This is a genomic window from Micromonospora sp. NPDC005197 (genome assembly GCF_040608295.1).
GTDB lineage: Bacteria > Actinomycetota > Actinomycetes > Mycobacteriales > Micromonosporaceae > Micromonospora.
Map to the genome: position 1 here is coordinate 34,942 of NZ_JBEXHY010000017.1, position 18,682 is coordinate 53,623.

Here is an 18,682-nt window from a genome sequence, read left to right on the forward strand (position 1 = left end):
GGCGGCCTGCGCGGGCCTAGGCTGAGCGGTTGCACGACCACGGGCGATCGCAGAGGGTGGAGCGGGTGCGGAAGTTGACGTTGCCGCAGTTGGAGCGGCATCTGTTCGCGGCGGCGGACATCCTGCGGGGCAAGATGGATGCCTCGGAGTTCAAGGAGTACATCTTCGGGATGCTGTTCCTGAAGCGCGCGTCGGACATGTTCGACGCCGAACGGGAACGGGTCCTGGCCCGCTACGCCGACCGGGGCCCGCAGGAGGCCGAGCACCGCGCGGAGCAGCCGGAGTCGTACCGGGAGGCGTTCTTCGTCCCGAAAAACGCCCGCTGGGGCCACCTCCGACGGCTCCACGACAACGTCGGCGACGGCGTCAACAAGGCGTTGTCTGCCCTGGAGGACGCCAACCCGGACTCGCTGGAGGGAGTCGTTCAGCACATCGACTTCAACCGGCAGGTCGGCAACTCACGCATCTCGGACAAAAAGCTGCGGGACCTGATCGCACACTTCGGCCGGCACCGGCTGCGCACCGAGGACTTTGAGTTCCCGGATCTCCTGGGCGCCGCGTACGAGTATCTGATCAAGGAGTTCGCTGACACGGCCGGAAAAAAGGGCGGCGAGTTCTACACCCCCCGGGCAGTGGTCCGGATGATGGTTCGGCTAGTTAAGCCGGCCGAAGGTATGAGCGTGTACGACCCGTGCTCGGGTTCCGGCGGCATGCTGATCCACGCCAAAGAGCACGTCGAGGAGCACGGCGGCAACCCGCTCAACCTGGTGCTAGCCGGGCAGGAGAACGCCGGTAGCGTCTGGTCTATCTCCAAAATGAACCTGCTGTTGCACGGTATCCCCGATGCAAAGATCGAGAACGACGACACCCTGGCCAACCCGCGCCACGCCCAGGGCGGCCAGCTCGACCTGTTCGACCGGGTGCTGTCCAACCCGCCGTTCTCGCTGAACTACTCCAGCGACGGCATGCGCTACAGCAACCGCTTCCGCTGGGGCTGGGCACCGGAGGGCGGCAAGAAAGCCGACCTGATGTTCGTCCAGCACATGGTTGCGGTGCTCAGGGCCAACGGCGTCGCGGCCACTGTCATGCCGCACGGCGCGCTGTTCCGCGGTGGCGCCGAGCGCGAGATTCGCACCAACCTCCTGAACGACGATGTCATCGAGGCCGTCATCGGCCTGGCTCCGAACCTGTTCTACGGCACTGGCATCCCCGCCTGCGTGCTGGTGCTGCGCGCGCCCGAATCTAAGCCGCCAGAGCGGGCCGGTCGAGTGCTGTTCATCAACGCCGACCACGAGTACGCCGCCGGACGCGCCCAGAACTACTTGCTGCCCGAGCACATTGAAAAGATTGTGTACGCGTATGAGGCGTTCAGAGACATTCCCGGCTACGCGCGCATTGTGACCCGCGAGGAACTGCGGAAGAACGACGACAATCTCAATATCCGACGGTACGCCGACAACGCCCTGCCGCCCGAGCCGCACGACGTGCGCGCCCACCTCCACGGCGGCGTACCGAGGGCCGAGGTCGCCGATAAGGCGGACCTGTTCGCCGCGCACGGCTTCACCACCGACGCCGTGTTCGTGGAGCGAGACGACGCCTACTACGACTTTGCACCGGGTGTTGACGGCGCCGCGCTCCGCGCCTTGGTCACCGACCATGCCGGGGTACGCGCCCGCGAGGCGACGCTGGCCGCCGCCCAGCGCGACTGGTGGAACGAGCACCGCAAGCTGGTCGTCGAGCTGCCCTCGACGAAGCGGCTAATGGCCGCCCGCACCGAGCTGATCGACTCATTCACTACCGCCCTGCTGCCCGTCGGGCTACTCGACCGATTTCAGATTGCGGGCGTGATTGTGCGCTGGTGGGATGCCAACCAGTTCGACCTGCGAACCTTGGCCACGCACGGCTTCGGCGGCGTGATCGACGGTTGGGTCACGACGATCGGCACCGCTCTAGAAGACGAGAAGTCCCGAACCGATCCGCTGGAGCACCGCCTCGTCCCGAGGCTGGTCCCGGAGTACTTGGACGAGTTGGCGAAAGTGGAGGCCGAGCGCGCCGAACTCGACGCCCAAGTCAAGGCGGCCACCACCACCGCGAGCGAGGACGACGAATCAACCGACGATGCCGTTAGTCCTGCCGAGCTGAGGCGGTTCAAGGCCGAACTAGTCAAAGCCAAGAAACGGCAGCGCGAGCTAAAGACACAGTTCATCGCCACCCTCGACAAGGCGCGTGCAGCGCTGACAGGTGCGCAGGAACAGGATCTAGTGATGGCTATCTGGCACGAGGGCCTGACCGCCCAACTCGACGGCTACGCCAGCACCCACCGGCGTCAGCTCGTCATCGCCTTGGAGATCTGGTGGGACAAGTACGCTGCCTCCCATGCCTCTATCCAAGCTCAGCGCGAAGCCGCAATTGTTCGACTTAATGGCAGCCTTAGGGAGCTCGGCTATGCGTGAGCCGATCCCTATGTGGCGCCACTCCAGCATTGGTCAAGAGTTTGACATTAAGGCGGGAATCACTCTCGGGCCCCATAGGGCACCACGGGCGGGTGCTGCGCCTTACCTCCGGGTGGCGAACGTTCAGCGTGGATACATTAATCTTAGCGACGTCTCCCACCTGCAGGCTTCGAAGTCCGAGATCGTACAGTATGCCACCCAGATCGACGATCTATTGATCGTAGAAGGACACGCGAACCCCCGCGAGATCGGAAGATGCTCGATCGTTGGACCGTCGAGCGCCGGCCTGCTATTCCAAAACCATCTTTTTAGGCTGCGATCCAAGTCACTGCACCCGAAATTCGCCCTTGCCTGGCTAAATTCTGAAATTACAAAAGCTTATTGGCGGCGGATGTGCGCAACGAGTTCCGGCCTCTACACGATCAACTCCCGACAGCTGAACGCCATGCCGATCCCCGTGCCGCCTCGGCGAGAGCAGTTCAGGATTGCTGAAATATTGGATTCCGCAGACGCGTCGATTAGCACCACCGAGCGCCTTATTGAGAACCAGACAGCAACCTTCGAAGCTGTTCACAACGATCTTCTCGCTCGGGGATTCGAGGTGGACCAGCTTGCCAATCGCCTCGCATTGAGCCCCGGAGCGGTCGTACAGACGGGACCCTTTGGCAGTCAGCTTCACGCACATGAGTACGTCAGGCATGGCGTACCTGTCGTCATGCCGCAGGACATCGCCGGCGGGCGCATCGACGACAGCGGCGCTGCCCGTGTCACTGAGGCGCGCGCGTCCATGCTGAGCAGGCACCGGCTGCGCGCGGGTGATGTCGTGCTTGCGCGACGAGGTGATCTCACTAAGTGTGCGGTGGTCTCACCAGGGCAGCAAGGATGGCTTTGTGGTACGGGCTGCCTGCTGCTGCGCCCGGGAGTAGCGGTAAATTCCGACTGGTTGGCGGCGATGTATAGGCATGACATCTGCCAACGACAAATTGCTGCAGTCGCTGTGGGATCAACAATGGTCAACCTTAACACTGGGATCCTGTTGTCACTGAAGATTCCTTGGCCATCGCGGCAGGAACAGGACCGGATCGCCGACGCCCTGCGCACACACGAACAATCAATCGACCGGACACGGTGCGAACGTGACAAGCTTAGGCACCTAAAGCAAGGGCTAATGGAAGACCTGTTGACGGGGCGGGTGCGCAGCGTTGGGGAGGATGTGGCGTCGTGACATCCGGGCCGGAGTATAAGCGGGTAGAGCTGCCTTTGGTTAGGCAACTCACGGCGATGGGATGGCAGCACATTGAACCGACGAGATCCGATCCGCCGTCGGTGACCGGGCGGGAGAGCTTCCGGGAGGTACTACTGCTCGACAGGCTCCGGGCCGCTATGCGCCGGGTCAACCTGGACGACGACGGTAACGAGTGGCTCGACGACGGCCGGATTAGCCAGGCGATCTCTCAGCTCACCCGGCCCCAGGCGACATCCCTGCTTGAGATCAACGAGGAGTTGACCGAGCGGCTGCTGCTCGGCGCCACCGTTGATGGCGTGGACGGCTGGGACGGCGGCCGGGTCCGTACCGTCCGCTTCATCGACTGGACTAGCCCCGATCCGCTTGCCAGTAACGACTTCTTTGTGGTCAACCAGTTCCGGGTGGATACGCCCGGCGGGCGGGCGTCCATCTGGCCGGACGCGGTGCTGTTCGTGAATGGGATCCCGCTCGTAGTGGTCGAGGCCAAGTCGCCGATGAAGCCGGATCCGGTCGGTGAGGCGGTCGAGCAGCTTCGCCGGTATGCCAATCAGCGGGAGTCGGTGGAGCCGGAGGGCAGCGAGCAACTGTTCCACACCAATCAGTTCGTGGTGGCGACGTGCTTCGAGGAGGCGAAGGCCGGTACATTCACCGGGCTGGTGGAGCACTACGCCGAGTGGAAGACCACGGCGCCGGTACCCGAGAAGGATGTTAAGGCCCGCCTCGGTGTAGCGCGGCTGTCTTCGCAGCAGCGCTTGGTCGCAGGGATGCTGCATCCGGCCCGGCTGCTGGACCTGGTGCGGCACTTCACGCTGTTCATGCAGCCGGAGGATCGCAAGATCAAGGTTGTCGCGCGGTACCAGCAGTACCGCGCGGTCTCGACGACGATTGAGCGGCTGCTGACCGGCCCGACCCGGGCGCAGGACGGCGAGCACGATAGGCGCGGCGGGATCATCTGGCATACCCAGGGATCGGGCAAGAGCCTGACCATGGTGTTCCTGGTTCGGGCCATGCGATCGCACCCAGCGCTGGTCGGGTTCAAGGTCGTAGTGGTGACCGACCGCAAGGATCTGCAGAAGCAGCTCGCCGACACAGCGGAGCTGACAGGGGAAACGGTCCATACGGCGACCAAGGTGGCCAAGGCCAAGGAACTGCTTGCTATCCCAGGCAAGGCACTGACATTCGTGATGGTGCAGAAGTACCGCAACCCTCAGGCGAAGAAGACCGACGACGCTGCACTGAAGAACATTGGCGAGCTGGACAAGTCCCCCGAGGTGCTGGTGTTGGTCGACGAGGCGCACCGGTCACACTCGAACACGCTGCACGCGGCGTTGCAGAAGGCGCTGCCCAACGCGGCCAGGGTTGGGTTCACCGGAACGCCGATCATCATGGGCGCAAAGAAGAAGACCCATACGATCTTCGGTGAGTACCTGGACCGGTACGACATCCGCCAGTCCGAGGCCGACGGGGCGACCGTGCCAATCCTGTACGAGGGCCGTACCACCCGTGGCGGTATCAAAGACGCTGACGACATCGACGAGTTTATTGACCTCTACGGGCTCACACAGGAGCAGACCGAGGAGCTGAAGAAGCGGTACGCCACCAAGCGGCACGTCGCCGAGGCCGAGCAGCTCGTCGCCGCAAAGGCGGCGAACATGCTGCGCCACTATGTCGAGGTGGTGCTGCCGAACGGCTTCAAGGCGCAGGTGGTCGCCACCAGCCGACTCGCCACCGTCCGCTACCGGACCGCGTTCCTGGCTGCCCGGGACGCCCTGACCGCTGAGCTGGATGCACTCGATCCGGCGTGGAAGACCCCAGACGCCCTGGAGCGGATCGATCGGCTGGCCGCCAAGCGTGCCCTACTGGTGCGGGCGTGGCCTTATCGGGACGTCATCGCGCAGCTCGACTTCGTACCGGTGATCTCTGGCACGCAGAACGACAAGGCACCCATCGTGGAGTGGACCAGCGGGTACGAGCAGGTAGTCGACGACTTCAAACAGAAGAAGCTGCCCATGCCGGGCGTACCCGCCGACCAGACCAGCCCGGTGGCGATGCTAATCGTCAACGCCATGCTGCTGACCGGCTTCGACGCACCTCGCGAGCAGGTGCTCTACCTGGATAAGGCGATTCGAGAGGCGGACCTGCTACAGGCCATCGCACGGGTCAACCGCACCACCTCGGGCAAGAGCGTCGGCTACATCGTGGACTACTACGGCGTCGCGCACCACCTTGCGCAGGCGTTGGAAGCGTATGCAGACGACGACATCGACGGCGCGCTGACCAGCCTCAACGACGAGGTGCCGCGGCTGGCCGCCGCGCACGCCGCGGTGCGTCAGCTCTTCGCGGGCATCAGCGATTTCAGCACTGTGGCGGCGCAGGACGCCTGCGTGGAGGCGCTGGCCGAGGAGCGGCTGCGGGCCAGGTTCGAGGCAGCACTCAAGGCGTTCAACCGCAGCATGGAGATCGTTTTGCCGTCGGATAAGGCCCTGCCGTATGTGGCCGACGCGAAGGCGTTCGGCACGATCGCGCTGCTGGCCCGCCGCCGCTACCGCGACCACACGCTGTTCGACGTTCGGGTCTACGGCGAGAAGGTCCGAGCGCTGATCGACGCGCACGTCCAGTCCCTGGGCATCAGCCAGAAGATCCCTCCGATCTCCATCACCTCGGCCGACTACGCGGAGAAGGTCAGCGGACTGACCAGCCCGCGGGCCAAGGCATCGGAGATGGAGCATGCCATCCGGCACCACATTGGCGAGCGCATGGACACCGACCCGGCTCACTACCAGCGGCTGTCCGAGCACCTGGAGCAGATCATCAGCCAGCTGCGGGACCAGTGGGAGCAGCTCGCGCTGGTGCTGGCCGACTTTCTACCGGTGGTGACTTCTGGGCGAACCGAGGACAGCAACGGACTCGACCCGGGTATCGAGGCACCGTTCCACGACCTCATCGCTCAAGAGTTGGCCGACTACGGCCGACCGGTCGCCGCCGAGATCACCGGACCATTACGGCAGGCCACCATCGATGTCGTACACCTCATCCGCGACGACATACGCCTGGTCGGCTTCTGGGACAACCCGCACAAGCGCGAACAGCTCCGCCGGGCGATCATCGCGCGACTGGACGACAGCCGGCTGGAGGACGGCAGCGACCTGTTCAAGTACGCCATGCTGCGACCGCTCGCCGACCGGCTGCTCGAGCTAGCCAAGCACAACCACCACCGGCTGGCGTCGTCGCCATGAGCGTGGCCGAAGCGCTACCCGACACGATGCTCATCGGTGACCTGCACTTCGCGGTCCGCGAGTCGCCGCGCCGCGCCACCGTCGGCATCACCGTCGACCGGGACGGGTCGCTGTACCTGCAGGCACCTACCGGATGCCCACCTGATGCGTTGGCCGCATGGGCGTACTCCAAACGGATGTGGGTCTACCGCAAGCTGGCCGAGAAGGACCTCCTGCTATCCGCCCGGCCAGCAAAGGAGTTTGTCAGCGGGGAGGGGTTCGGCTACCTGGGTCGTAGCCACCGCCTGCTCCTCGCAGACACCGATGAGGTACGGATGGAGCGCGGTCGGCTGCTTCTTCCCCGAAAGGCGGCGGCCGGCCCAGACCCGAGCGGATATCTGGTCCGCTGGTATCGCGCTCGGGGCCGCCAGTGGTTGCCGGGCCGGATCCGTCCGTGGACCGACCGGATGGGGTTGTTTCCGACCGGGCTGGACGTGCGGGACCTCGGCTATCGGTGGGGATCCTTGAGCGCCAATGGTCGGCTCAACATCCACTGGGCAACTTTGCAGCTACTGCCGTCGCTGATCGACTACGTGCTAGTGCACGAACTCGCGCACGTGGCGCACCCGCAGCACACGCCCGCGTTCTGGGCGATGGTGGAACGGGCTATGCCCGACTACGAACGCCGCAAGTCCGATCTGCTCGGCGCCGGTGCCCGACTATGGATGGGTTGACGTTCGATGAGCATTACTTGGCGAGAGTCACTGCCATCTGCAGCTATGGTCGTCGCACGGGAACTGTTCATCCTCGCCTGAATCGGGTCGTCTGCCCCGCCACTCTCGAGACCAGGTCACGCTCACGGTACGCAATCTGAGCATTTTGTGCTTGCACTACGTCACGGTGTAACTTCAGATCGCCCGCGCCTTGAGCAAGTGCTGATAGGGGTCTACATGCGTGAGGTCGTACGTCGGTCGGTACGGGCGATCCTGTGGGACGAACGCAATCAGCTCGTGTTGATCAAGAGGACGAAGCCTGGCCAAGCTCCTTACTGGACTGCGCCCGGTGGCGGCCTTGAACCGACTGACGCATCCCTCGATGCAGCCCTGCAACGTGAGCTGCGGGAGGAACTGGGCGCGGAGGCAGAGCGGCTTAGCCAGGTGTTCTTGTTCAGCTCGCCGTCGGGCGAGGGAGTGTCCGTACAACACTTCGTTTCCTGCCGGCTCACCCTGGTAGACGAGAGTGCCCGTACGGGTGCGGAGTTCACTGATCCGGGCCGTGGTGGCTATGCACTGGACCGGGTGGCCGTCGACCGCCTCCCTGAGGTGGACCTGAAGCCTGAAGCCCTGAAGGAGTTCATCCTCGCGAACGCCGATGCCTTGCTATCGGAGTTCAGCTAAGGCGGGCCAGATCCCAGCCGGTGCGAGCGTGAAGCGGCAGGCGGCTTGGAATACATCCTGAGGGTCGCTCGCTCCTGCGGTGATCGCCGCGACGGCGCCGATGAGCACTCGGTGCGAGACGATCAATGCTGTGATTCCCTCACTCGCGTGTCCGAGGATCGCCGAGGCAGCCGTCGCCCGTTGGTAAAGCGCTGTAAGGCTTTCGCCGCCGATCAGGGTTGAGTCCGGGTCGCGGAGCCGGTGCGTGCGCCAGGTCCGGTACTCGGGTGGGTAGTCGTCAGGTTCTTTACCGAGGACGCAGTCGGGGGCCCGCCACTCGGCGTACAGCGGGTTCGGCGCGGCGAGCGGCACGCCGAGCAGCGCAGCCAGGATTTCCGCGCTAGTGGTAGCGCGCGGATGCGGGCTGGTCAACACGATCGCAGGCCGGATACCGCAGTCACGAAGTGCGTGGGCGGTGGCGGCGATCTGTGCCGCGCCGCGCGCGGTGAGCGGCGTGTCGGGTCGGGCATGGGCGTGGGGTCGGGTGATTCCGTCGAGGCTGCTTCCGTGGCGGATCCAGAGGGTGGTCATGACAGGTGCCAGCCGCCGTCGACGTTGATCGCTTGGCCGGTGATGAACCCCGCTTCCGCGGTGGTCAGAAAGGCGATGGCGGCGGCGACATCTGAGGGTTGACCCCGTCGTTTGATGCACTGTCGGTCGAACTGGCGTCGGACCATGGCGGCGTGATCGGTTACGACGTGGTGTTCTGCGGGGACCTCAATCGAGCCGGGCCGCACGGTGTTGACGGTGATGCTGTGGGGGCCGAGTTCGCGGGCGAGCGCGCGGACAAGTCCTTCCAGGCCGCTTTTCGCGGCGATGTAGCCAGCGAGGTCGACGCGTCCGAGCTGGGTCATGACTGAGGAGACGGCGACAATGCGCCCGTAGTTATTGCTGATGAAGACGGGCGTGGCGGCGCGGATCACGGCGGCGTGCGTGACGAGGTTGAGTTCGAGCTGGTCGCGGAGGACGTCGGGGTCCGTCCGGCTCCATGGGATGCGGGGGTACGCTCCGGCGTTGCTGATCAGGGCCGTGAGTTGGGTGGCATGTTGCTCGATGGTGGCGCGGAGTGCGGTCTGGGTGTCGGCGACGGTCAGATCGCCGGTGACGGTGTGGGCCTGTGCGCCGTGACGGCGGGCGGCCTCGACGACCGCAGCGAGGTCGGTGTCGTCGTGGCGGTGGGTCAGGACGAGGTCGAAGTCGGCGGACAGCCGGGTGGCGGTGGCCGCTCCGATGCCTGTGCCTGCTCCGGTGATGACGGCGATGGGGCGGCTCATGAGGGCGGCTCCGTTGGCATCTGAGTGGTGAGCCCGAGGATCTGCTCCAGGTCGGCGTCGGGTGCGTAGAGGTCGGCGAGCAGGCTCAGCGACAGAGCGGCGTCGCGGGGTTCCAGGAGCTGTAGTGGGTAGACGGCGAGGATCCGCATGGCGAGGTATGGGCGTATCCAGGTGAGTAGGTCGGTGGCGGCGGAGAGTGCGAGCGGCCGGGCGAGCGTCGTGAGGTATCGGGTGATGGTTTGCTGCCGGGCCGACGATGGTTGGTGCTGGTAGTCGATGCCGACCGATCGCCGGGAGAGTCTCTTGAGCCGCACGGTGGGCGCGACAGCTTCGGCGAGTGCCATCGTGTGGTCGGCGTAGGCGCCGGTGTTGTAGTGAGGGACGAGCCAAGCGCCGTGCAATCTCTGGTACCAGAGGAAGCAGGCGATCTCGCCGGGCAGCGCGTTGAGGCCTGCGGTGTCGTAGTCGAACCAGACGGGCCTGCTGTCGGCGTCGAGGCCGATGTTGAAGTCGGTGGGGTCGCCCTGGGTTATCGCGGCCCAGACCTGCTCGTCGGGGTGGAAGTCGTCGCGTAGCTCGCTGACGAGGGCAGGAAAGTCGAGCCGTCGAGGCTGTCCGTTGACCACGAGGGTGGTCTCCCGCAGCTCGGAGGGTCGGAGACCGTCGGCGTCGGCCAGTTTGAGCACGATCGGGTCGTGGCCGTAGTAGTGGTCCAGCCTTCCGCCTGGCTGGGCCCGGTCGCGGTAGAGCTTGCCGTTGGTGCGCGAGGCGGGGACGCGGCAGATTGTCGCGTCGATGGTGCGGCGGTAATGCCGGAGGATTGCGTCGAGCCCGCGATCGAGGTTGGCCGTGCTGTCTGCATCGGTCGATGTGAAAGCGTCGAGGAGCAGGCCCGTGTCCGGAAGGTCGGGTTGGTGGCGGTCGTACAGGGTGATGGTCCACTGGCCGAAGCGGTGTTGGGAGTGCAGCCTCGGGACCCGGTAGTGGTGGCGGATTCGTTGGTATCCGGCGGCTTCGGCGGCGGCCTCCACCAGGTTCGGGTTCACCTTGGCGAAGAGGCGGTGTGAGCCGATGTCGAGGTGGAACGTGCGGTTCATGGTGAATCGGCGGTAGCGGGCGACCCGGATCATCGTTGCCACCACCCGGCGCACTGCCCCGCGAAGTCGGCAATGTCCTTGGCGGGAATGGCCCGAAGGTCGCTCGCGGTGGACCAGACGGTGTCGTCGTAGCGGTCCCGCACGGGACACGCGTCGGCGAGCGACATCAGGTGCGAGAACGGGGTGGCCACCGCGTGGTGGTGTGGCGATCCGGTGATCCACTTGGCGTAGCCGTGTCGTCCGTAGAGGCCGACCACATGCGGCTGGGTGCCGTCCGCTCGGAGAGTGAGCGCGGCGAGATGGGTCAGGCCGGTGTCGTTGCCGATGACCAGCTCGGCGGTGGCGAAGAGGTCAATGCAGTCGACCGCCGTTGGTGAATGAAGTACCTCAATCCGCCCTACGGATGCCGGAGGCTGGTGGCCCGGTGGTGTCACCAGCCTGAAGCGCCAAGCGCCCGAGTGGCGGGCCGACAGGTGTTCGGCGATGGAGCCGAAGTTGTCGATGCCGTAGTCCTTGCGGTCGGGGCGACTCGTCGTGGCCACGAAGACCACGTGGAATGCTTCTGGCGCTGTGACGGTCGACCGGAACCTGGGGCACGGGTCATCGGATGCGGGGAGCCTGACGCCGAGGGTTTGCTCGATGTCGAGGTAGTAGCGCATCGGCAGGGCGGCATGGACCTCGACCATGTCGGCGTCGACGAGGTCGAGCAGTGTTGGAGGCGATTCCGGGACCGCGTCGAACTCCAAGGCGTTGTCGCTTCCGAGCGTGCCCAGTTGGTGCCCGTTGCCGTCCGTGACCGTGACTGGAAGGGTGCACCGGGCGATCAGGTCCGCCCGGCTGCCCGCGTACTCCAGGGTTTCGAACTGATCGTGTGTGGCGTCGTGAAGCGCCTGTGCAATGGCGAGGCCGAGTAGCAGATCGCCGAGTCCGCGAGAGCCGAAGTCGACGCGCCACCCGTTCTCACGTACCGCGTCGAGGCATGCCCGTCGGGGCGGGGTCTCTCCGTTGGCCCTTCGGTACGGCAGGAGCCGGCCGAGCGGTGCCTGTTCACGTCGGACGAGGTACCGCCCGCCGCGGTGGCGCACCGGTTCCTCGACGAGGGTCACAGCGTGGTCAGTACGCACAGCGGGACCCCGTTGCCTTCGAGTAGCTGTCGGCCCTCACCAGCGGTGTCTTCGACGAGGCAGAGCGCGCCGGTGATGTCGGCGCCGGCCGCGCGAAGCGCCTTGACGAGGTTGGCCAGAGTGAGTCCGGTGGTGATCTCGTCGTCCACGATGAGGACGCGTAGTCCTGTGAAGTCGCCGTAGGCGAAGACCTCAAGACGCCGGGCATGCGGCTCGTGGAACACGAGCTTCCCGGGTAGGTCGAGGTTGACTTTCCAGGCGAGCCGATACTGGCTACCGCTGGCCCAGGCCAGCGCGATCGTCGGCACGATGCCGCCGGCGTCGAGGCCCAGGAGAAGATCGTGCGGCCGGTACGCCGGGTGCTCGCACCATCGCTTCCACAAGCTGCGCCCCGTCGCAAGTACCTGATCCGCGGCCACGTCGGTGCGGATGCCATCGAGACCGTGGACGACGCGGACCGGACGAGTGGTGTCTCCCACCCCGAGCCGGGTCACTCGCTCGGCGTGCAGAACGTTGTCGAAGGCGGTGGTCATTGAAGATCTGATCCTTCCGTTTGGGGCGTGTTGGGCGCGACCGAGCAGCCGAGCACGTCGTGGTAGGCGAGGATTTTGGCGGCGGCTCCACGGACCCGATAGGAGAGGGTTTCGTCCTGTCGCCACCGGTCGCCGCTGACCTCAGCCACTGCCGGGAGCTCGACGTCGGCGTCCGGATGGCTGGTGGCGAAGGCGAGGCGGACCTCCTCGCTGCCGTCGAGGTCCAGCCCGTCGGCGCGCAGGATGATCTTCATGATCAGCACGACGTGCTTGTAGACAGCGCGGACATCGGGTTCGGGGTTCGCGGCGAGTCGCCGCAGTACCATCGCCACGAGCGGCAGTTCACCTCGTGAGGCGCGGTCGTCGGCTGGTGCGTCGAAGGCGTTGAGTACGAGGCCGCTTCGGCGGTAGAGCACGCCGCAGCCGTCGTGGGCTATCTGCCGCACAGCGTGCAGTACTCGGGGTGGGACCGATCCGGTGAGCATCTCCCGGGTGGTGAACGACGACAATGCGATCTTCTCCCCCGCCGGTCCGCTCTGGGGTATGCGCCTGGTCTGGAGCCAGTCCAGCGGCAGCGTGTCGCGTACGACAAGGAGGTCAATGTCGCTCCATCCCGATTGCCAGCCCTGATGGGCGAGGCTCCCGGTGGCGGCGACGAGCGCGGTCTCAGAATCGGTCAGTCTGGCGACGCAGTCCGCGAGTACCGGTTGCAGGGACTCAGGGATCGCCGCGTCCGAGTGCGGCGGATCGATGGCCCCGGACCTGCGGTGAACAACTTCCGTGACTGCCCTCTTCAGCGCGGCCAGGCTGCGGCCGTTGTCGATGACCGTGTCGGCGATCAACGCGATCCGGTCTCCGCCCCGGCTTTGCTTGATCGCGTCGCGGGCGGAGAGCGACTCCATGGTCTCGGTGGCGCGCTGCGCGCGAAGCCCGTCCGGAAGGCGAAGGAACAGGATCTCGCAGCGCTGGCCCCAGATCCTGCGGAGGTGTGCTGTGGCGTCGAAGCGGTGGGCACTCTCCAGACTGATCCGGTGTGAACCCGGGTTCAGCGCGGCGAACCGCAGGATCTCTTCTGTGAGAATCTGCGCCTGGGTCGGCTCGTCCCATTCGCGATACGGATCTGCCCTACCGAGCCGATCGGCGGCAAGCTGCATGAGGTAGCCGATCTTCAGGCGGGTGGCCGTGTGCTCCGTGCGGAGCAACTCGCCGACAGTGCTCTTGCCGCTCTCGGACATGCCAGCGAGCACCCATAGGTGCTCGATCCGGTCCGGTGGGAGCGGGGCGACGGGCACGTCGAGTTGCGCCACGGCCTCGCGGATCTCACGCTGCACATCAAGGAGCGGGCGGTCCCCGCGCACCACGATGGCCTGGTACTCCCCGCCATCGACTTGAAGATCAATCGCCTCGGCCAGCCGCCGCTGATACTCGACGTAGCGCTCGGTGGTCGGCACAGGCTCACGCGCCACGGCGTGGTGCGCCTCGGCTACCGCCTGGTCGCTGTGGCGCAGCAGCAGGTGCAGCTCGCGGCGCGGCGTAGGGGCGTAGCGACGTGCTTTGGTCTCGACCTGCGCGAGCGCCTCGGCGGTGGATATGCCGTCCTTGACGGCCGCCGTCGCCGCGCAGGTCGCCACAAGCATCGGCCAACCGCGGTCCTCCAACGCCAAGGGACCACCACCGGCGCACCGCGCGGCATGGGAGCTGAACACCAGGTCGATGTGTTCGTCGGTGGTGCTGTCGACGAACCACCACTGACTGAAGTCTCGTCGGGACACCTCGGCCCATCGCCGGTCCCACCGATCGACTGTCCCGGTGAACTCGACGTCCGGCAGCGCCGAGGCCAACCAGCGGGCGTTCGTGGTTTTGCCGACGTTGTCGGCGCCGTTGAGGGTGACGGCGATCCTCATCGCGGCTCCCGATAGCTCTTCAGCGTCCGCCAGGGAGGAACTCGGCGGCGGCCTTCATGGATGTCGAGCACAAGGGTGTCGAAGGCCTCGGTGAGTTCGGTGAACTGCTGGAGCGCCAGCGGAGGATCGACGTCGCGCAGGCCCAGGTGGGCGGTCTCCGAGAATCTCCTCCACCGAACCCAGGCGATGGCCAGGCGGTCGATCACGGAGCCGATCGTCTCGGTGTGCAACGGTGCCCCGCGCGGAGGCTGGATCACCTGCTCGACCCATGAGTCGATCTCACCAATGAGAGCGATGCGGGTGGCGTTGAGGCGGTCGATCGACCTTTTGGCGTCAGCCACTGCGTGATCGTCAGCGGATGGGTCGCGGGAGATCGTCTCCGCCGCCCATTGTTCGCGATGGTGTGAGGCGAGCCGGGATGCCACATGAAGGGGTACCGCCCAAACCTTTGGCGGAACCTCTGGGCGGCCATCGAACGTACTGATGATCAGGTCTGAGCCGGGCAGCATTGGACAACACTGCTGGTCAGGGGCGCTTGGTAAGTCACCGACGGAATGGAGGGACATGGTTGAGCCTCTGTCCGTTGAGGGGTGGACGGGTTAGGCGTGCTGGTCTTGCCAGCGGTTGCCCACCGGTCGCGTGGGATTGATCGGCGTCGGGCTGCTGGCTTGGTGAAGGTTCCGGCGCATGGGGCGCAGGCTCGGCCCGTCCGGCACGGTGAGGGGCGGGCGGGGTGTGTACCCGTAGCGGGTGAGCAGGTGCTCCGCGTCTGCGGTGACGGCGGTCCAGGACGGCAGGCCGATGCGGTCGAGGCGGGCGCGGTGGTGAGCCAGCAGGGCACCGCCGCGACCGGTCTGCTGATGGGTTGGGGATGCGGCGAGGAACGCCAAGTGGTAGTGCGGCTCGGTGGGCTGCTGCTGCGCGAGTAGGCCCTCAAGGGCGATGAAGCGGTCAGCATGTGATCCGGCGGCCTTCACGAGGCGGGTCGTGTAGTTGGCCGGCGGCGGGATCGGCCGGTAGCGGTGGAATCCGACGATGGCGGCGGTGAGGTCGTCGGCGAGGTGTACGTCGCCGAAGAACATGGCGTGCTCTACCCATACCGCCAGGACGTCGGTCAGCACTTGGCGGCGCTGCGCCGTGTCGGGGACCAGCCAGGCGGCGAGCGGGCTGGGGTGTAGGGCGTCGGCGATCAGTGCGGCGACGGTCTGCCTGTCTGGCCAGCGGGCGGCACGGATACGAAGGCTGGGGTCCACGGTGGTGTTGTCTCCTCGGCGGTCATCGGTAGGTGGCGGTGGCGAGGTCACCGACTGCTGCGTCGACGGCGGCGGTGATTTCCCGGATGGGTCGGTGGTGTTGGGCGGCGATGGTCTTCAGGTGCGCGGTCACTGTGGTGGTGTCGTCGTCGAGGTAGAGGTGGTCGGCCAGGCCGAGGACGGCGACGAGTCCGGCGAGGGCGGCGGTGTGGTTGTCGGGAGGTTCGCGGCCGGCGGCGAGGTAGCGCAGGCGGGAGCGGGCGACGACGGCCCATTTGGTGTCGGTGGCGAGGTAGGCGTCGGCACGGACCAGGCCGCCGAGGCGGCGGCGGGCGGTGTGGTGCAGGATCCCGGCGGCGACGAGTCCGGCGCGGGTGCGCTCGTACAGGTCGTCGGCGAAGCTGCGCAGGAACGCCTTCATGGTCGGGGTGGCGCGCGAGTAGTGGATCGCGGCGAGGGCGGTGTCGGCGATCAGGTCGCCGACCGGCTGCTCGGAGTTGAGGCGTAGCCACCGGTCCGCGGCCGGGCGGTCGGCGTAGGAATCGAGGGTGATACGCCCGGCGAGGAACAGGTCGATCAGAACGCCGCCGGCCATGCCCAGGGCCAGCGCTTGGCGGTGGAGGTGGGGTTGGCCGGTGTCGTCGTGGTGTCCGAGTAGGAACAGCTCATCCCGCAGCGGCAGTTGGGGTATCGAGGCGGTCATCAGATGTCCCTACTCCCGAGCGCCGGCAAGGTTCCGCAGCCGGGCGTGTGCGTCGCGGTAGGCGGGCAGCGATTGCGGGATCAGGGCTTTGTCGACGGCGGCGAGGACGGTGTAGTTGGGGTCGCAGACGTTGCCGATGGGCGCCCGCCCGGCTTGGGAGATGAGTTGGTAGGCGTCCAGGGTCTGTAGGCCGCACAGGTCGACGGTCCAGGCGGTGAGGTCCTGGTGGGCGATGCGGTAGGCGTCCTCCAGGGGCCTCGCGCAGCCGACCGACATGATCGCTGTGTCCGTTTCCAGGCGTGGCCAGGCGGTGTCGGCACCTTTGATGACCTCGACCGCCAGGGTCGTCATGGTGGCGATCTCCACGCCGACGCCGCACGCCTCTCCCTGGCCCTGTCGGGCGTGTCCGTCGCCGAGGGCCAGCATCGCGCCGTGCACGTTGACCCCGAGGTACAGGGTGGTGCCGGCACGCAGTTCGGGGGTGTCGAGGTTCCCGCCGTAGTGGTCGGGGACGATCGTGGACCGGGACTCCATGCCACCTGGGGCGACGCCGATGGTGCCGATCATTGGATCCAGCGGCAGGTCGACAGTGTGCTCGCTCGCGGTGGCGTGATAGCGGACCACCCCCGCAGCACGGTCGATGTCGTACACCCACACCCGCTCATCCAGCGGCGGTTGCAGGGTGGCCGTGTGCGAAGTCGAGGTCAGCGCCCCGAAGTAGGGGAACGTCGCCGACACGCCCCAGTCCCTCGCGGGGACGATGGAGGCGATGTGCACGGCGAGGGTGTCGCCGGGTTCGGCATCCTCGACGAAGAACGGCCCCGACACCGGGTTCAGGTACGGCATGCGGCACACCTGCGATGGCAGGTCCGCAGGTCCCCGTACGAGGCCGCCGAAGCAGTCCTCGGTGTGCACCTGCAGGATGTCCCCGGAGTGGACGTGCGCGACCGGGAGACGCCCGCCGAAGGTGTAGGCCAGCTCGTCGCGGGCGGGCCGGTAGGTGAACTGGTCCATCGCGATCACACCCGCGCCATGTCGCGCCCGGCGGCCTCAGTGGCTGCCATGCCGGACAGCACGGGCCGCCGACCGGTCAGGTAGAGGCCGGCGAGGACCAGCACGCCGAGGGCGAGCCAGGCCAAGCCGAGACGCTGGGCGGCGATGTTGGCGTTCACCACCACGTACGCCAAGATGGCGAACCCGATGCCGGGCATGACCAGGTGCGCCCACCAGTTGCCGCTGCGCTGGCGGATCAGATGGTGCACGACCACGGAGACGTGCAGGACGAGGAAGGCGACCATCGCCCCGAAGTTGATCAGCGACGACAGCAGCGTGATCCCGTCCGCCCGGGTCGCCAGGTACAGGCCGAGGGCGAGGGACACGGCGCCGGTCAGCAAAGTGGCGTTGATCGGCACGCTGCGGCGCACCGACACCCTCGCCAGAAAGGCCGGGAGTTGTCGGTCGCGGGCCATCGCGTACAACAGCCTGGACGTGGCGACCTGAGCGACCATCGAATTCGGCAACCCCCACGCGACCGCCGTCGCAACAGCGCACAAGGTGGCCAGCCACCCTCCGCCGGCTACCGCGGCGGCGTCGTAGAAGGCAGTGCCGTTCACATCACCCTCAGCTAGCAGCGCGTCGGAGGCGGGGACGAGCATCGCCGCGAGCCAGGTCTGCGCGATGAACAGCACTCCGGCCAGGATCAGGACGCCGGCCATCGCACGACCCACCTGCCGGGACCCGCCCTTGGCCTCCTCGGCCAGCATGCTGATGCCGTCGAAGCCGAGGAACGACAGCACCGCGATCGACACCGCCCCCGCGACGAGAGACCAGGTAAAGGTGTCGGAGTTGTAGAAGGCGTCCCAGCTGAACCGGCCCTTGCCGGAGGCAAGAGCCCAGCCGGCGACAGCGAGGAAGACCGCCAGGACGATCAACTCGCCGACCAGCATCACCCGGGTCACCATCGCGGTCAGCCGGATCCCGACCGAGTTGATAATCGTGTTGACCGCGACGAACCCGAGCAGCCAGACCCACACCGGCACCGCCGGCACGGTGGCGTGCATCGCCACCGACGCCACCAGGTACAACAGCCCCGGCACGAGCACGTAGTCGAGCAGGATCACCCAGCCGGCCAGGAAACCCAGCGGTGGGCTGATGCCCCGGCCGGCGTAGTTGTAGACGCTGCCCGACATCGGGAACGCCTTCACCATCTGTGCGTAGGAGAAGGCGGTGAACACCAACGCCACCACACCCACCGCGTACGCAAGAGCGACCATGCCCCCGGAGCCGGCGTACACGCTGCCGAAGATCGCCATCGGCGCGATCGGCACCATGTACACCAGTCCGTACGCCACCAGGTCCCGCGATCGGAGCTGGCGGCTGAGTTCCTGTCGATAGCCGTAGCGGGTCAGATCATTCGAAGTTGTCATTGAGGATCCTCACGAGGG

16 protein-coding genes are annotated in these 18,682 nt (G+C 66.4%); 5 read left to right on the forward strand and 11 right to left on the reverse strand.

All coding sequences use genetic code 11. The features are described 5' to 3' along the window. Positions 1 to 65: 65 nt before the first annotated feature. The 5 genes from ABZU46_RS09210 (at position 66) to ABZU46_RS09230 (ending at position 8,311) form a co-directional block, all read left to right on the forward strand. On the forward strand, positions 66 to 2,453 hold the full coding sequence (locus ABZU46_RS09210) for a class I SAM-dependent DNA methyltransferase (RefSeq protein ID WP_354855931.1): 2,388 nt from the start codon (positions 66 to 68) through the stop codon (positions 2,451 to 2,453). Positions 2,454 to 2,463: 10 nt separating this feature from the next. After that, the gene (locus ABZU46_RS09215; RefSeq protein ID WP_354855974.1) at positions 2,464 to 3,678 is read left to right on the forward strand and encodes a restriction endonuclease subunit S; all 1,215 of its coding nucleotides are present in this window, start codon (positions 2,464 to 2,466) and stop codon (positions 3,676 to 3,678) included. Further along, positions 3,675 to 6,935, forward strand: a complete 3,261-nt coding sequence (locus tag ABZU46_RS09220; protein ID WP_354855932.1) for an HsdR family type I site-specific deoxyribonuclease — start codon at positions 3,675 to 3,677, stop codon at positions 6,933 to 6,935. Before ABZU46_RS09215 ends, ABZU46_RS09220 begins: the two co-directional genes overlap by 4 nt. Continuing rightward, positions 6,932 to 7,648 (forward strand): SprT family zinc-dependent metalloprotease, encoded by a 717-nt coding sequence (locus ABZU46_RS09225; RefSeq protein ID WP_354855933.1) that lies wholly within the window; start codon positions 6,932 to 6,934, stop codon positions 7,646 to 7,648. The genes ABZU46_RS09220 and ABZU46_RS09225 overlap by 4 nt, the downstream gene beginning before the upstream one ends. Positions 7,649 to 7,864: 216 nt before the next feature. After that, the gene (locus ABZU46_RS09230) at positions 7,865 to 8,311 is read left to right on the forward strand and encodes an NUDIX hydrolase (protein ID WP_354855934.1); all 447 of its coding nucleotides are present in this window, start codon (positions 7,865 to 7,867) and stop codon (positions 8,309 to 8,311) included. Here ABZU46_RS09230 and ABZU46_RS09235 read toward each other — a convergent pair. From ABZU46_RS09235 to ABZU46_RS09285, 11 genes are read right to left on the reverse strand one after another with little or no spacing between them, the layout of a single operon-like run. Then, positions 8,294 to 8,881 carry a histidine phosphatase family protein gene (locus tag ABZU46_RS09235; protein WP_354855935.1) on the reverse strand — a complete coding sequence of 196 codons (588 nt, stop codon included), beginning with the start codon at positions 8,879 to 8,881 and terminating at the stop codon, positions 8,294 to 8,296. The genes ABZU46_RS09230 and ABZU46_RS09235 overlap by 18 nt on opposite strands. Beyond that, positions 8,878 to 9,624, reverse strand: a complete 747-nt coding sequence (locus tag ABZU46_RS09240; protein ID WP_354855936.1) for an SDR family oxidoreductase — start codon at positions 9,622 to 9,624, stop codon at positions 8,878 to 8,880. Before ABZU46_RS09240 ends, ABZU46_RS09235 begins: the two co-directional genes overlap by 4 nt. Then, positions 9,621 to 10,754: a hypothetical protein gene (locus tag ABZU46_RS09245; RefSeq protein WP_354855937.1), complete on the reverse strand. Its 1,134-nt coding sequence runs from the start codon at positions 10,752 to 10,754 to the stop codon at positions 9,621 to 9,623. Before ABZU46_RS09245 ends, ABZU46_RS09240 begins: the two co-directional genes overlap by 4 nt. Further along, positions 10,751 to 11,827 carry a glycosyltransferase family 9 protein gene (locus tag ABZU46_RS09250; protein ID WP_354855938.1) on the reverse strand — a complete coding sequence of 359 codons (1,077 nt, stop codon included), beginning with the start codon at positions 11,825 to 11,827 and terminating at the stop codon, positions 10,751 to 10,753. The genes ABZU46_RS09245 and ABZU46_RS09250 overlap by 4 nt, the downstream gene beginning before the upstream one ends. After that, positions 11,824 to 12,378 carry a phosphoribosyltransferase gene (locus tag ABZU46_RS09255; protein ID WP_354855939.1) on the reverse strand — a complete coding sequence of 185 codons (555 nt, stop codon included), beginning with the start codon at positions 12,376 to 12,378 and terminating at the stop codon, positions 11,824 to 11,826. Before ABZU46_RS09255 ends, ABZU46_RS09250 begins: the two co-directional genes overlap by 4 nt. After that, the gene (locus ABZU46_RS09260) at positions 12,375 to 14,282 is read right to left on the reverse strand and encodes a hypothetical protein (RefSeq protein WP_354855940.1); all 1,908 of its coding nucleotides are present in this window, start codon (positions 14,280 to 14,282) and stop codon (positions 12,375 to 12,377) included. Before ABZU46_RS09260 ends, ABZU46_RS09255 begins: the two co-directional genes overlap by 4 nt. Then, complete coding sequence (locus tag ABZU46_RS09265; protein ID WP_354855941.1) at positions 14,279 to 14,848, reverse strand: DUF4254 domain-containing protein; 570 nt, start codon at positions 14,846 to 14,848, stop codon at positions 14,279 to 14,281. The genes ABZU46_RS09260 and ABZU46_RS09265 overlap by 4 nt, the downstream gene beginning before the upstream one ends. 33 nt (positions 14,849 to 14,881) lie before the next feature. Next, positions 14,882 to 15,535 (reverse strand): N-acetyltransferase, encoded by a 654-nt coding sequence (locus ABZU46_RS09270; protein WP_354855942.1) that lies wholly within the window; start codon positions 15,533 to 15,535, stop codon positions 14,882 to 14,884. A 22-nt stretch (positions 15,536 to 15,557) separates the two neighbouring features. Next, positions 15,558 to 16,238: a GPP34 family phosphoprotein gene (locus ABZU46_RS09275; RefSeq protein WP_124771930.1), complete on the reverse strand. Its 681-nt coding sequence runs from the start codon at positions 16,236 to 16,238 to the stop codon at positions 15,558 to 15,560. Positions 16,239 to 16,247: 9 nt separating this feature from the next. Then, the gene (locus tag ABZU46_RS09280; RefSeq protein WP_354855943.1) at positions 16,248 to 17,261 is read right to left on the reverse strand and encodes an acetamidase/formamidase family protein; all 1,014 of its coding nucleotides are present in this window, start codon (positions 17,259 to 17,261) and stop codon (positions 16,248 to 16,250) included. Beyond that, a complete protein-coding gene (locus tag ABZU46_RS09285) occupies positions 17,258 to 18,664 on the reverse strand; it encodes an APC family permease (RefSeq protein WP_354855944.1) in 1,407 nt (468 codons plus the stop codon). Before ABZU46_RS09285 ends, ABZU46_RS09280 begins: the two co-directional genes overlap by 4 nt. Between the last annotated feature and the right edge of the window lie 18 nt (positions 18,665 to 18,682).

What these genes read in the sequence shown, in the direction of transcription:
- ABZU46_RS09260 (WP_354855940.1), bottom strand. Translation starts at nt 14,282, where the DNA reads ATGAGGATCGCCGTCACCCTCAACGGCGCCGACAACGTCGGCAAAACC.
- ABZU46_RS09285 (WP_354855944.1), bottom strand. Translation starts at nt 18,664, where the DNA reads ATGACAACTTCGAATGATCTGACCCGCTACGGCTATCGACAGGAACTC.
- ABZU46_RS09240 (WP_354855936.1), bottom strand. Translation starts at nt 9,624, where the DNA reads ATGAGCCGCCCCATCGCCGTCATCACCGGAGCAGGCACAGGCATCGGA.
- ABZU46_RS09235 (WP_354855935.1), bottom strand. Translation starts at nt 8,881, where the DNA reads ATGACCACCCTCTGGATCCGCCACGGAAGCAGCCTCGACGGAATCACC.
- ABZU46_RS09265 (WP_354855941.1), bottom strand. Translation starts at nt 14,848, where the DNA reads ATGTCCCTCCATTCCGTCGGTGACTTACCAAGCGCCCCTGACCAGCAG.
- ABZU46_RS09225 (WP_354855933.1), top strand. Translation starts at nt 6,932, where the DNA reads ATGAGCGTGGCCGAAGCGCTACCCGACACGATGCTCATCGGTGACCTG.
- ABZU46_RS09245 (WP_354855937.1), bottom strand. Translation starts at nt 10,754, where the DNA reads ATGATCCGGGTCGCCCGCTACCGCCGATTCACCATGAACCGCACGTTC.
- ABZU46_RS09215 (WP_354855974.1), top strand. Translation starts at nt 2,464, where the DNA reads ATGTGGCGCCACTCCAGCATTGGTCAAGAGTTTGACATTAAGGCGGGA.
- ABZU46_RS09230 (WP_354855934.1), top strand. Translation starts at nt 7,865, where the DNA reads ATGCGTGAGGTCGTACGTCGGTCGGTACGGGCGATCCTGTGGGACGAA.
- ABZU46_RS09275 (WP_124771930.1), bottom strand. Translation starts at nt 16,238, where the DNA reads ATGACCGCCTCGATACCCCAACTGCCGCTGCGGGATGAGCTGTTCCTA.
- ABZU46_RS09255 (WP_354855939.1), bottom strand. Translation starts at nt 12,378, where the DNA reads ATGACCACCGCCTTCGACAACGTTCTGCACGCCGAGCGAGTGACCCGG.